General features: G+C 63.7%; 14 protein-coding genes. 6 read left to right on the top strand and 8 right to left on the bottom strand.

Features of this window, described 5'->3' with window-relative positions:
• Positions 1–357: 357 nt before the first annotated feature.
• The 3 genes from QX126_RS08995 to QX126_RS08985 all read right to left on the bottom strand — a co-directional run bounded on the left by QX126_RS08995 (position 358) and on the right by QX126_RS08985 (position 3,692).
• Positions 358–1,323: an IS110 family transposase gene (locus tag QX126_RS08995; protein WP_315778699.1), complete on the bottom strand. Its 966-nt coding sequence runs from the start codon at positions 1,321–1,323 to the stop codon at positions 358–360.
• A gap of 1,001 nt (positions 1,324–2,324) precedes the next feature.
• Complete coding sequence (locus QX126_RS08990) at positions 2,325–2,582, bottom strand: hypothetical protein (protein ID WP_315712312.1); 258 nt, start codon at positions 2,580–2,582, stop codon at positions 2,325–2,327.
• 66 nt (positions 2,583–2,648) lie between these two features.
• A complete protein-coding gene (locus tag QX126_RS08985; RefSeq protein WP_315741164.1) occupies positions 2,649–3,692 on the bottom strand; it encodes a DUF2778 domain-containing protein in 1,044 nt (347 codons plus the stop codon).
• 226 nt (positions 3,693–3,918) lie between these two features.
• Between QX126_RS08985 and QX126_RS08980 the strand changes: the two genes are divergently transcribed.
• The 3 genes from QX126_RS08980 to QX126_RS08970 all read left to right on the top strand — a co-directional run bounded on the left by QX126_RS08980 (position 3,919) and on the right by QX126_RS08970 (position 5,957).
• The gene (locus QX126_RS08980; RefSeq protein ID WP_315780526.1) at positions 3,919–4,353 is read left to right on the top strand and encodes a DUF1810 domain-containing protein; all 435 of its coding nucleotides are present in this window, start codon (positions 3,919–3,921) and stop codon (positions 4,351–4,353) included.
• A 168-nt stretch (positions 4,354–4,521) separates the two neighbouring features.
• Positions 4,522–4,767, top strand: coding sequence for a hypothetical protein (locus tag QX126_RS08975; RefSeq protein ID WP_315741131.1), 246 nt, complete (start codon positions 4,522–4,524; stop codon positions 4,765–4,767).
• A 194-nt stretch (positions 4,768–4,961) separates the two neighbouring features.
• Positions 4,962–5,957, top strand: coding sequence for a DUF3592 domain-containing protein (locus tag QX126_RS08970; RefSeq protein WP_315780524.1), 996 nt, complete (start codon positions 4,962–4,964; stop codon positions 5,955–5,957).
• 58 nt (positions 5,958–6,015) lie between these two features.
• On the opposite strand, the gene QX126_RS08965 is transcribed toward QX126_RS08970, so the two are convergent.
• The 3 genes from QX126_RS08965 to QX126_RS08955 all read right to left on the bottom strand — a co-directional run bounded on the left by QX126_RS08965 (position 6,016) and on the right by QX126_RS08955 (position 9,421).
• A complete protein-coding gene (locus QX126_RS08965) occupies positions 6,016–7,638 on the bottom strand; it encodes an ABC-F family ATP-binding cassette domain-containing protein (protein ID WP_315774584.1) in 1,623 nt (540 codons plus the stop codon).
• A 102-nt stretch (positions 7,639–7,740) separates the two neighbouring features.
• Positions 7,741–8,199, bottom strand: a complete 459-nt coding sequence (locus tag QX126_RS08960; protein ID WP_315780638.1) for a hypothetical protein — start codon at positions 8,197–8,199, stop codon at positions 7,741–7,743.
• 187 nt (positions 8,200–8,386) lie between these two features.
• Entirely contained in the window at positions 8,387–9,421 is a 1,035-nt protein-coding gene (locus tag QX126_RS08955) for a glutamine synthetase beta-grasp domain-containing protein (RefSeq protein WP_315712320.1), read from the bottom strand.
• A 544-nt stretch (positions 9,422–9,965) separates the two neighbouring features.
• Here QX126_RS08955 and QX126_RS08950 point away from each other — a divergent pair.
• Together QX126_RS08950 and QX126_RS08945 are read left to right on the top strand one after the other, a co-directional pair.
• Positions 9,966–10,160 (top strand): DUF2735 domain-containing protein, encoded by a 195-nt coding sequence (locus tag QX126_RS08950; protein ID WP_315780522.1) that lies wholly within the window; start codon positions 9,966–9,968, stop codon positions 10,158–10,160.
• A gap of 265 nt (positions 10,161–10,425) precedes the next feature.
• Positions 10,426–11,169, top strand: coding sequence for a tyrosine-protein phosphatase (locus tag QX126_RS08945; protein ID WP_315780520.1), 744 nt, complete (start codon positions 10,426–10,428; stop codon positions 11,167–11,169).
• 31 nt (positions 11,170–11,200) lie between these two features.
• Here the strand turns inward: QX126_RS08945 and QX126_RS08940 are convergent, their stop codons facing one another.
• Together QX126_RS08940 and QX126_RS08935 are read right to left on the bottom strand one after the other, a co-directional pair.
• Positions 11,201–11,416 carry a hypothetical protein gene (locus tag QX126_RS08940; protein WP_315780518.1) on the bottom strand — a complete coding sequence of 72 codons (216 nt, stop codon included), beginning with the start codon at positions 11,414–11,416 and terminating at the stop codon, positions 11,201–11,203.
• Between the two features lie 94 nt (positions 11,417–11,510).
• On the bottom strand, positions 11,511–12,269 hold the full coding sequence (locus tag QX126_RS08935) for an SGNH/GDSL hydrolase family protein (RefSeq protein WP_315780516.1): 759 nt from the start codon (positions 12,267–12,269) through the stop codon (positions 11,511–11,513).
• Between the two features lie 71 nt (positions 12,270–12,340).
• Between QX126_RS08935 and QX126_RS08930 the strand changes: the two genes are divergently transcribed.
• Positions 12,341–13,021, top strand: coding sequence for an SDR family oxidoreductase (locus tag QX126_RS08930; RefSeq protein WP_315755694.1), 681 nt, complete (start codon positions 12,341–12,343; stop codon positions 13,019–13,021).
• Positions 13,022–13,091: the final 70 nt, after the last annotated feature.

Genomic DNA, 13,091 nt, shown 5'->3' with positions numbered 1-13,091 from the left:
CGCCGGGCAAATCAAGCGGCATTTCCATCTGACGGCGTCGCTCCAGAGGCTGAATCGACGAGAAGAGCGATGCGCGCAGAAGCGATTTTCAGCAGGCCCATCAAGCTGATTTGGCCTGTCCAGTCCCATCGTCAGAAATATTCCGCTTTTCCTAAATCGGATTCAGTGCTTTTGTCGTGCCATCTCTCGCTCGCAAGAGCAACTGTGCTGTTGAGGTAGGCCGGCGAACGGCCGGCCTCAAGGCTGGCGCGAGACGCGCCCCCGCCTTCGGCGGCTGAAGGCCTTGACCCCGTCCGCTCGCCGTCCTGTTGGCTTGGCATGCACTCGGTCGTGGACCGAGCGCAGTGTGGCGCTCGATCAGTTCATCGCAACGCGCGGCTGCTTGGGATTCCATTTTTCGCCGCGGGCGATCATCGTGTTGAGGATGATGATCAGCTTGCGCATGCAGGCGATGAGGGCAACTTTCGGCTCTTTGCCCTTGGCGATGAGGCGTTCATAGTAGGTCTTAAGCACCGGATTATGCTGCGTCGCTGCCCCGAGGCAGGGAAGGAACAGGCCGTTTCTCACCCAGCGCCGACCTCCCTTGATGTGGCGCTCGCCTCGGCGCCTGCCGCTGTCGTCGTCGTAAGGGGCAACACCGATCAGGGCAGCGGCGATCCTGTCACTCACCTTGCCGAGCTCCGGCGCTCCTGCGATGAGGAGCGCGGAGGTCATGACGGCAAGCCCCGGCACACTTTCAATGATCTCGGCGCGCTCGGCAAATTCCGGCGTCGCCTTGACCCTGGCGAAGATCGCAGCCTCGAGCTTCGCAATCTGAGCCGCGAGCGTCTTCAACACCTGGGAATGGGCCTTCTGCGCCAATCCCGGCACAACATGCTCGGTCTGGTTCTGCAAACGGGTTTTCAGATCCATCAGATTCTTGCGCGCTTTCACCAGCCCCGCCAGTTCCTCGCGTGCAGCATCGTAGGTCTGGCTCGGTGCCTCGTCGAACGTCTCGGCGAACCAGGCGATCATCTCTGCGTCGATCGTGTCGTTCTTCGCCAATCGACCCGCCGACAAGGCGAAGCTGCGAACCCGTTTGGGATCAACGATCCGCACCTCTATCCCGGCCTCGCGCAGCGCCTTGGCCCATTCGCGCTCATAGCCGCCGCTGGCCTCCATGACGGCCTTGGTCACCTTGTGCTTGCGAAGCAAGGCCACCAGCTGGCGATGCCCAAGCGAACTGCTCGGGAATATCTGCCGTACTCCGAGTTTCCGAATGCAGCCGTCCACCTTGTCCTTGGCCACATCGATACCAGCGACACCATTTGCGATCTGTGTCATCATCCACTCCCTTCCTTGCCTTGTATGGGCTCGAAGCCCTTGCAACTGTTCGGGTTGAGGAAGATCACCGGAGCTGTCCCTCGCTCTGATACAGGCTCTGCCGCGTTTGGGGCGTACCGGGCTCAGATCCAGCGACGGGCGGTTTTGCGAGAACCGCCCGTTCGCGCATTCTGGCAGATCTGGCGTACACAAGGGGCGTATCGCGGTCGTCACGGACGTGGAGCGGGAGGAGCGGTGGACGCGATGGCAGCGCAGCGCATCTTTGCGCCGACGAACGCTGATGTCGCGTACGGTCAAGTCGCGTGGTCCTGGCATCCCGACGCTGATGCCCCCACGGTGGCGCGCCCAAAGCGCGTTGTCGTGCACGGTGACCAGAAAGCCCGGCGCACCGGGGAGCGCGCGAAGTAGCCGTTAAGATCATCGCGCGGGGAATGCCGGTTGCCCGGTTGAACCTGTGGTCACTGCCGCCTGCTTTTTTTCTGCAGGCGGGCCATGGGTTGCGGCCAGCATCCCGGCATTCCCCGCGCCCTCTGCCGTGCGGAGGGCAAGACGAATGGAATCACTCGGACGCAGGATGCGTCGCGAGATCGCGAGATCATGGGTGGATGATGGCGGATGGTGGGAGGCTCTTGTTCGCGAGGCGCCTCAACACACACGTCATCACTCCGGGGCGCGCGCAGCGCGAGTCCGGATCCATATGCCGCAGCAGAACTTATGAAACGAGATGGAGTGACCAGCATGCCTCACATGCCCGCTCTGGATTATGGATGCCGGGCTCGCGCTGCGCGCGCCCCGGCACGACGATGGAGCGAGGTCATGGCCCATCCCACGGCTGTCATGCCCGGCGCAGGCGGGGCATCCAGTACGCCGCGGCCTTTCGGTCGATCACTGCCGTCCCGGAATACCGGATCGCCCGGTCGAGCCGGGCGATGACGCCGAGCAGGAATTCTCAGCCCGGAAGGCCGCACGAGGTCGTTGTCTCAAACGCGTCATCGTCTGCATCACAACAGCTTCGCGCTCACGAACAGCGTGCGCACGGCGTTGGTGGCCTGCACCGTCATGATCGCGTTGTCGGCCGCGGCCTGCAGCGCGGCCATGGCCTGGTCGTGCAGCGACTTGAACTCCATCCACTCGACGGCATTGAGGCTGGTGAGGAACTGATGGGCCTGCCCGACCGTCGAAATCACGACTGGCTTGCCGTTCACCTTGATGTTGAAGGTGGTACGCAGACGCGTTTCCGAGTTTGCGGGATCAATCATGGGGACCTTCCGGAAGATGCGACGGGCGTCACCGCCGAGGTCGCGCCGAGGCCCAGCAACAAAACGTCACTCGGTCTTTTGCGCGGTCCGCGTCGGGGTGCCAGCCTCGAGCCCGACGACGACAACGAGTCGGTTGAACTCGCCGTCATCATACGCCTTCAGGAAGCGATCGTAATTCTTGATCGAGACGCAGCCGTTCGAATCACCCTCCGGACCCAGCATATAGGGGTGGGTCAGCAATCCGCTCCGGCCCAGGGTCGATCCTTCCACCACGTTCATGCGCAGGGCGCGCACGCCGTGAAACGGTTTTTCGCGCGGCTTCAGGTCATAGGTGGCGGGTGGGGTCGCGCCAACCATGCGCTGATTGACGTGCTCTGGGTCGTCGCGCAGGCTGCCCATGCCGGAATGGGCCTCGAGCCCGATGCCGGACGGCAGATACACCATCCTGGCCTTGATGTCGTACACGGCGGTCTTGTCATAGCCGAGCGCGCCGAGATCGATCCCGGAGCGCACGATGCCGCTATCCGGACCGAGCGAGGCGAACTTGGTCGGGCTCGGCAACAGGTCGGACAGCTTCTGCAGGATGGAGCGATCGTCGACGCGTCCGACCGCTTCAGGCGCACTGGCCGAAACCAGGCTGGTCGGCAGGTTGGCGACGGACGGGCGCGGTCGCGGCAGCGGCACGCCCGGTGCAGGCATCGTGACGGTATTGCCCTCCGTCAGCATCGGCCGCCAATCGCTGTTGCTGGGGTCGCGCCCGCCCGAATCGCGCGCTTCCATGCCCTTGACCAGCGCGGCCCGGGCATCGAGCAGTTGGCGGTCGATCGCGCCGCGAAGGGCGAAACGGTCGAGCGCGCGAATCGCGTCTTTTTCCGAATAGGCCGTGGCCGAGGCAGAGGCCGGTGCGAAACGTGTCTCGAAGGTGATGGACGGCGCGCCGGCGGCCGGCAGCGCCGCGGTCGCAAGCGACGTCTCCTCGCTGTTGGCGCCGACCCATGCAGCCGCGCCCGCCGCGATCGCAAGTGCTGCAAGCACGAATGCGATCGCTTCGGAGCGCCCGAAGCGGCCTTGCGACAACAGAACGTCTACGCTTGCTTCACTGGAAGCCATCACGTCCCCGATATACCCCCTTTTTCGGACCACCCGGGAAAGGTGCCCGACCCCAAGGGGTACGATTCGACCCGTCATGACATAGGATGGCAAGAGTGCGGCATAATCTAGACAAACGCCAGCCCGGAGTGCCACGGCGCCCCAGGGGGGATCGGGCCGTCCTGGCGCCGCCATGTCTTCCCAGAACAAGAAATTACCTCGATCATTCAAATATTTGGAGCAGCCAATGAAGGCGGATTGTGATGCTCTCGGCCGATTTATCGACGCACAGAATTCGATTTATTCGCGTGTGACCGCCGAACTTGCGGCCGGCGCCAAGCAAAGCCACTGGATGTGGTTCGTGTTTCCGCAGGTCGAAGGGCTCGGCCACTCCGCCATGGCCCAGCGCTACGCGATCCGCTCCCGTGCCGAGGCCGAGGCCTATCTGACGCATCCCCTGCTCGGCCCGCGACTGCTCGAATGTACCCGTCTGGTGCTCGCGGTGCAGGGCAAGTCGCTGCGCGACATTTTGGGTGTTCCGGACGATGCCAAATTCCGCTCCTGCATGACGCTGTTCGATTCGATCAGCCCGAACGGGATCTTCGCTCGGGCGCTCGATCGCTATTGCGACGGTGCGCGGGACCCGGCGACGCTCGCGTTTCTGCAGCACCGCACCGCATGAGCACACGGTTACCGCAGACGCGCATCTCGGCCTCATACGGCCGACACGGCAATGAACCAGCTCTGCCGTGCGGCCGGATTTCGGGTGACAAGCCCGAACAGGAAACTTGATCGCGCCAAGATTTGCGGCTCCCATCCGCCGCGTTGTTTGTCCCAAGGAGACACACTCATGAAGAAGTTTTTCCTGATTGCCGCGCTCGCGACCTTCGCCGCCGGATCTGCCTTCGCCCAAGATAGCTGTGAGACCAAGGCCGTGGGCAAGGACGGCAAAGTGCTGGCCGGCGCCGCCAAGACCTCGTTCATGAAGAAGTGCATGGCCGAGACCTGCGAAACCAAGGCGGTCGGCTCCGACGGCAAGAAGCTCTCCGGCGCGGCCAAGACCAGCTTCATGAAGAAGTGCGAGGCCGGCGGCTGACGCGCTGGCGGCTGACGACACTGGCGCCCCGCCATGATGCTTGGCGGGGCAAAGCCATGCCGGCGGGGTCCAAGCCGTTCGACATCGAGGTGCTCGCCTCCCCGCGTCGTAGGACCGGCACACTGTTGAACCGAGGGGAACCCGCAGGACACCACTGCATGTCGCCCGCCCTGGCGGGCCCATGCGAGATCATCATGCTCACCGCATCCGCCCTGCTCTGGACCCGTGTCGCCGCCGGCATCTTCGGCTTTCTCGCCCTCAATTCCGGCTACGGACTCTGGCTTCAGCGCAAGAAGACCAGCGGCGGCCGCGACTGGCCGGTCGTCGAGGGGGAGATCGTGGCCTCGGCGGTGTCTGTCGCGGCGACGCATCGGTCCGCAGATGACACCGATGCCAAGCCTGACATCCGCTACCGTTACGAGGTGTTGGGCAAGAGCTACGAAGGTCGCCGCATCCGTTTCGGCAGCCCGAGCCGCGTCACGCGCCTGCAAGCCGACGAGCTCGCCGGCAAATATCCGCAAGGCGCGAAGGTTCGCGTTTTTTACGATCCGAAACGCCCCTCGCAATCGGTGCTCGAGCCCACCAATGCCAGCGGCACGGCGGCGCTTGTGGCGCTGTTCGTCGTGCTGTCGGCCGTGACCGCCGTGTTGGTGGCGCATTCGCTCGCCGGCAAGGTGCTCACGACCGAGGCTGGCGTGCCGTTGTTCGCCTTCCTGATGCCGTTCGCCCTGTTCGGCTTCGGAGCCGTCGCACTCGCCTCCTATTGGAAGCTGCGGCAGGAGCGCCTGGCGAGCCGCTCCTGGCCGACTGCGCCGGGGCGCATCACGCGCTCCGGCGTGACGATGGAGATCACACGACGTGAGGACGATCGCGGACGAGAAACGGAAGAGGAGCGTTTCCGGGTCACGATCGAATACAGCTACACGGTGAATGGTCGCTCTTTCCACAGCACGCATTGGAACTGGGGCTGGACCGCGCTGCATTCCGACAGGTCGAGCGCTGAAGCCGTCGCCGCCAAATACCCGGTCAACACCGACGTCACCGTCTACTACGATCCGTTACAACCCGAGACGGCCGTGCTCGATCCCACAAACAAGAGCGGCGTCACGGCGCCGCTCTGGGTCGGCATCTTCCTGATCGCGATCGGCGCGCTGTTCCTGTTCGTCTTCACCCACGTCCAGATGAGCTAGCCGGGGATGATGCGAACAAAGCGCAAGCAGAGCACGAGCGACGAGTATGGCCGCGTCGTCAGCTGCGCAGGCCCGGCGCTTCGTGGCCGCTGCGGGCGACATACTCGGTATAGCCGCCGCCATACTGATGGAGACCGTCAGGGGTCAGCTCGAGCACGCGGTTGGAGAGCGCGGCGAGGAAATGGCGGTCGTGCGAGACGAACAGCATGGTGCCCTCGAAGCTCGACAGGGCCGCGATCAGCATCTCCTTGGTCGCCATGTCCAGATGGTTGGTCGGCTCGTCCAGCACCAGGAAGTTCGGCGGATCGTAGAGCATCTTCGCCATCACGAGCCGCGCCTTCTCGCCCCCCGACAGCACCCGACATCTCTTTTCGACATCGTCGCCAGAGAAGCCGAAGCAGCCGGCCAGCGCCCGCAGCGAGCCTTGACCAGCTTGCGGAAACGAATGCTCGAGCGACTCGAACACGGTCTCGTCGCCGTCCAGCAGGTCCATCGCATGCTGGGCGAAGTAGCCCATCTTGACGCTGCCCCCGATCGCCACCGAGCCGTCATCGGGCTCGGCGGTGCCGGCAACCAGCTTCAGCAAAGTCGACTTGCCGGCGCCGTTGACGCCCATCACGCACCAGCGCTCGCGGCGCCGGATCATGAAGTCCAGCCCGTCGTAGATGCGGCGGCTGCCATAGCTCTTGGACACGTTCTTCAGCGCCACCACATCCTCGCCCGAGCGCGGCGCGGGCAGAAAGTCGAACGCCACGGTCTGGCGCCGCTTCGGCGGCTCGACCCGCTCGATCTTGTCGAGCTTCTTGACCCGGCTCTGCACCTGCGCCGCGTGCGAGGCCCGCGCCTTGAAACGCTCGATGAACTTGATCTCCTTGGCGAGCATCGCCTGCTGGCGCTCATATTGCGCCTGCTGCTGCTTCTCGTTCAGCGCCCGCTGCTGCTCGTAGAAATCGTAGTCGCCGGAATAGGTCGTGAGCTGGCCGGCGTCGATCTCGATCACCTTGTTGATGATGCGGTTGATGAACTCGCGGTCGTGCGAGGTCATCAGCAGCGCGCCCTCATAGCCCTTGAGGAAATGCTCCAGCCAGATCAGGCTCTCGAGATCGAGATGGTTGGACGGCTCGTCGAGCAGCATGACGTCGGGGCGCATCAAGAGGATGCGCGCCAGCGCGACGCGCATCTTCCAGCCGCCGGACAACAGGCCGACGTCCTTGTCCATCATCTCCTCGGAGAAGCCGAGGCCAGCCAGCGCCTCGCGGGCGCGGCTGTCGAGCGCGTAGCCGTCGAGCTCCTCGAACCGCGCCAGCACCTCGCCATACCGCGCGATGATGTCGTCCATCTCGTCGGCACGGTCCGGATCAGCCATGCCGGCCTCGAGCTCCTTGAGCTCGGCCGCCACCGACGACACCGGCCCGGCGCCGTCCATGACCTCCGCCACCGCGCTGCGACCGGACATCTCGCCGACATCCTGGTTGAAATAGCCGATCGAGACGCCGCGATCGATCGAGACCTGCCCCTCGTCGGGCTGCTCGCGGCCTGAGATCATCCGGAACAGCGTCGTCTTGCCGGCCCCGTTCGGACCGACCAAGCCGATCTTCTCGCCGCGCTGAAGGGCGGCGGAGGCTTCGATGAAGAGAATCTGGTGGCCGACTTGCTTGGAGACGTTATCGAGGCGGATCATGAGGGCTCAGGCGGTGGACAGGTTGCCGCCGCTCTTAGTCGATGCGCGCCGCCGGTGGAAGGCGCAATTTTGCAGCGCAACTCACGCCTCGAGCGGAGCCGGTCAGCGGCCTTGAGGCCGAAAATCCTGGTTGCCGAACGGCTTGTCGGTCGGAATGCGGATCGCGACGTAGCCCCGATCCATCGACGCGTGGCATGCGTTGCATCCCGACGTCAATTCGGTCACGGCGGAAGCGAAGCGCTTGCCATCCTTGGTAGCGATGGCGTCCGAGATCGACTGGATCGGCTGGCCGAGCGTGGTGACGTTGTCCACCGGCAGGCCCGAATAGAAGACCGCAGCGTCAGTCAGGCTCTGCCTCAACTGGGCGAGCTCATAGGACGCGAGATCCCAATTCTTGGACTGTCCCGCGAACCAGAGCTTCGCGTGTCTGACCTGAATCAGATTCATGATGTCGCCGAGTCGCGGCAGATATTGTTCTGCATTTGACTGCGACTGCGCTGCAGCCAGGGAGATGGCCGAACAGGCGACCAGAACGCCTGAAACCCACTTGCGATAGCTCATTCCATGCCCCGCTTCCAAACAAACCGCTACGGAAGACATACCGCTGCGATCGAAACCGGACTTGCGATTGATCAAGGCCGAGGCCGCCTCCGATCGTTCGAGCCCGCCAGACGAATGATCCGCCGAAGCGGCTGCCTCGGCGGATCATCATATCAGCCCCCGGCCCCGGGGTGTTGTGTTCGGCGTCTTAGGCTGCGGCTTTCGCGCCGGTCGGAACCATCGCGATCGTCTTCAGGACCTGAGACGCGATCTGGTAGGGGTCGCCCTGGGAGTTCGGACGGCGGTCTTCCAGATAGCCCTTGTAGGCGTTGTTCACGAAGGAATGCGGCACGCGAATCGAGGCGCCGCGGTCGGCCACACCCCAGCTGAAGGTGTCGATCGAGGCGGTCTCGTGCTTGCCGGTCAGGCGCATGTGGTTGTCCGGACCGTACACCGCGATGTGGTCGGCACGAGCTTCCTTGAAGGCGTCCATCAGCTTCTCGAAATACTCCTTGCCGCCGACTTCGCGCATGTACTTGGTCGAGAAGTTGCAGTGCATGCCCGAACCGTTCCAGTCGGTGTCGCCGAGCGGCTTGCAGTGGAACTCGATGTCGATGCCGTACTTTTCGGTCAGGCGCAGCATCAGGTAGCGGGCCATCCACATCTGGTCAGCAGCCGTGCGCGAGCCCTTGCCGAACACCTGGAATTCCCACTGGCCCTTCGCCACCTCGGCGTTGATGCCTTCGTGGTTGATGCCGGCCGCGAGGCAGAGGTCGAGATGCTCTTCGACGATCTTGCGGGCGACGTCGCCGACGTTCTTGAAGCCGACGCCGGTGTAGTACGGGCCCTGCGGGGCCGGATAACCGTATTCCGGGAAGCCGAGCGGACGGCCGTCCTTATAGAAGAAGTACTCCTGCTCAAAGCCGAACCACGCGTCTGGATCGTCCAGGATGGTGGCGCGGGCGTTCGACGGATGCGGGGTCTTGCCGTCCGGCATCATCACTTCGCACATCACCAGCACACCGTTGGTGCGGGCGGCGTCGGGATACACGGCAACCGGCTTCAACACGCAGTCGGAGCTATGGCCTTCGGCCTGCATCGTCGACGAGCCGTCGAAGCCCCAAAGAGGCAGCTGTTCCAGGGTCGGAAAAGAGGAAAATTCCTTGATCTGTGTCTTGCCGCGCAAATTCGGCACCGGCTTGTAGCCGTCGAGCCAGATGTACTCGAGCTTGTATTTCGTCATTGAGCCTCTCTGTCTTATCGAAAGGTGGGAGCCCAGCAATCGAAGGCTCCCCGCTTACCCGGCCACGATCGGCCAGCGCACTCTTAAGCATGGAACGTGCCAAATCCCGCGACGTCCCGTCGCATGGACGGAGACCAATCGGGGCGGAGCCGGCGGCGGATTTTGCACGTCAGGGGTGCGGCAAAGCAGCGCGACCGGGATTGCACGGAGCGCATGGCGGAGAAAAGAGCCTGTCGAAAACCCGCTTGATTCCTTAGCATTTGCGGCGATGCGCAAGAGAGGCCGAACAAGCCGTCAGCACCTCCCGGACATTTTCGAAAAGACTTGAGCTCCACTTCGCAACCTTTGGTCCAGCCCAAGTGTTGGTCAGCGGCGCGTTGCTGCGGAGGGAGCACAAGAAAAAATGCCTGCAAAACGCGCAACATGTGATTTCGTTTTGATCATGTTGCATTCCCTCCGGGCAGCGCTGATATCGAGACTGGTCACCACAAGAGAACGAGTCGGGCGCAACCTGATGTGTGGCCCGCTGGAAGGAGACTGAGGAATGGACACAAATGTGGACGAGGGATCCGCCAGGATCTACCAATTTCCGCGCGGAGGGCGAGCGGGTCTTGCGCACAGCCAATCCGGATCATCGCCCGCGCCGCTGATCGCGCCGTCGATCCAGCCGACGATCTACAGCGGCAGCTGGTATCATGACGAGGCGATCCAGGAAGCCAAGCCGGCGTGGGATCGCTGATGTCAGACCGTACCGTGACGCCATCACGCCTTTGCTGAAGGGTCGGACCGACAAGGTTCCGGCCCTTTTTTTCTTGCGCTGCCGTCTGCATGTCTCTCGCCGCTGCTGACGGTCGCCGGCGGGCTCGACCAGCCGGGTCAAACAAGCCGCCGTCGTGACCCGTTTCATGGTCTTCACTTTCCTGTCGAAGGGCTGTGCCTGCGGCGTCGCGTCCGTCGATGAAACGGCGTTTCACATCGAAGCCCGCGTCCCCTAGAACAAGACGATGTCCGCCTATCCACTTCGCCATCTCGGCCTTCACGGCGCCAGCAACTTCAGAGATCTCGGCGGATATCCCAGCAGGGATGGCCGGCACGTGCGATGGCGGCGGCTGTTTCGGTCGAACCATCTCGGACAGCTGACCGAGCCCGACGTCGCGGTCCTGCGGGAGCTCGGCATTCGCGCAGCGTTCGATTTCCGCGGTCGCAACGAGCGCGCGGCCGGCCTCTGCACGATCGCCGAGATCACCGTGCACTCCGTGCCGATCGAGCCGAGCGTCGTGCCGGCGCTGCGGGCCCTGGCGACACGAGGACAGCTCACGACCGACCATGCCTTGGAGCTGATGCGCGAGTCCTACCGCAACTACATCCGCAACTACACGCCGCGCTTCCGCGCGCTGTTCCAGCATGTTCTCAATGAGGACGTCCCGTTGGTGATCCATTGCACGGCCGGCAAGGACCGCACCGGTGTGGCCTGCGCGCTGGTCCTACACGCGCTCGACGTTGCGGATGACGTCATCCTGGAAGACTACCTGCTCACGAACCAGCCCTATCGTCGCGAGACCGCGGCTCACCCAGATCTTCCCGCTGATGTCGTCCAGACGATCGGGATGGTCCAGACGTCGTTCCTCGCAGCTGCGTTCGACGCCATGCGTGATGATTTCGGCGACGTCGACACCTACCTGCGCGACGGTCTCGGCATCGACGACGCAGCACGGAAGACGCTACAGGAGCGCTATCTCACGCCGTGAGCCGGTGTGGCGCGAATACGCTTGAGCCCGATCAGGCCGCTTCGATATCGGCTGTCTCGGCGGCTTCCATCGCGTCGAGATCGGCAATCACCTCCTCGAATGCGGAAATCGCCTGCTGAACCGCCGCGATCTGCATCAATTCCCAACCGGTCACCGGACCAGCCCGGTTCTGCAGGGCGACCACCAGATCCCGCCGCTGCTCCTTCAGTTGCACCAGCGGTAAACCATGGTCCGGCAGATGTCTCATCATGTCAAAGCTCCAACGCCCCTCAAGCGGCATAGCGACAGGCTAGCGGGCTGCGCTGGCAATCCACTTACGAAAGTCCGGCAAATTTTATCGATCAGGCCAGCGCAACCGGCGCCGTCAGGATGGCGCTGGCCAAAACGTCGCTGATCTTCGCGGTGGCGGCTTCGCTCACATGCAAGCGGTCACCGTGCCCGTCGTCGAGCGCCGACAACGGAATCTGGCCGGCCTCATACCAGCTCTTCATCAAATTCCAGCGCCCGAAGAGGTTGACGTTGGCCGCAGACGTGACCTTCTCGATCCGTCGCTGAATGTCCTCGGCACGCGCCAGCCTGTTCGGCACCGTCACGATCGCAGCCGTGTATTGCAGGTCGATCACGATGACGTCGATGGACAGCGCCGTCAGCCATCGAACGCCGACGCGCAGCGCCGCCTCGACGTCATCGGGACTGTAGACCTCGGGTCTGTAGGCGGCGTTGGTGCCGAGCTGCCAGATGACGAGCGAGGGCTGCTCCGCAATCACGTCGCATTCGAAGCGCGAGAGCTGGTCCGGGGATTCCTGTCCGCCCACACCCCGATTGAGGACGTCGATCATGCAGCCGAAATTGGCCTTGCGCAGCGACTGCTCGATCCGGGCCGGAAAAGCGATGATTCCGTTGGTGCCCGCGGTGGAAGATGAGCCCAGCGCCACGATCCGGGTCTTGCGCTGCGCATCCAGACTCTGTCTGAAACGTTTGATTGGACGAGAAAAACTGGTGGGGACGTCAGGAAATTCGAGAGAGCCTGTCGCGGTCATGGTCACCTCTGACGAACCACGCCTTCTGATTGCAATTCCATGCCCCGGCCGCCCGGCCATTGCAACTCATCGGCAGGATCATAGTATAGCAAGCGGCGCTGTGGGGCGCGTCAACGGAGACCAGGGACGGAATGAACGGAGCAGTGATTGTCATAACGGGTGCGCAAGGGGCGCTCGGGCGCAGCGTGGCCGATCTCGCGCTCGCACGGGGCGCACATGTGGCCGGGATCGACCATGCCCAGGCCGAAATCCCGGCGAGTGACGACCGCATCGAGCTCGGAGGCGTCGATCTCTCCGACCCCGAGCAGGCAAAGGTCGCGATCGACTCCGTCGCCGCCCACTTCGGCACTCTGGATGCGCTGATCAACATCGCCGGCGCGTTCGCGTTCGAGACGACTGCCGATGGCGACGATTCCGTCTGGGAGACGATGCATGCGCGAAACCTGATGACCGCGCTGCACGCATCGCGCGCGGCTATACCGCATCTCGTCCGCTCCAGCACGGGCCGCATCGTCAACATCGGGGCCATGGGCGCGCTCCAGGCCAGTGCCGGCATGGGCCCCTATGCGGCCTCCAAGTCGGGAGTGCATCGCCTGACGGAAGCGCTCGCGGCCGAATGGAAGGGCAAGATCACCGTCAACGCCGTCCTGCCGTCGACGATCGATACGCCGGCCAACCGCGCCAGCATGCCCAAGGCCGATTTCGACAAATGGGTGACGCCGCAGGAACTCGCAGAGGTCATTCTGTTTCTAGCCAGCGACGCCGCGAGCGGCGTGACCGGCGCACTGATACCGGTTATCGGCCGGGTGTAGCGAAGCCAGCCGGTCACCCCGCCTTGGCGCTGACATCACCGGACTCGGCGGGCTAGACTCGCGCGCGCTC

It is taken from the genome of Bradyrhizobium sp. SZCCHNPS1003, from assembly GCF_032381555.1.
Classification (GTDB): Bacteria; Pseudomonadota; Alphaproteobacteria; order Rhizobiales; family Xanthobacteraceae; genus Bradyrhizobium.
Note: the sequence above shows the minus strand (reverse complement) of the source record. Positions and strands in the feature narration are given on the sequence as shown.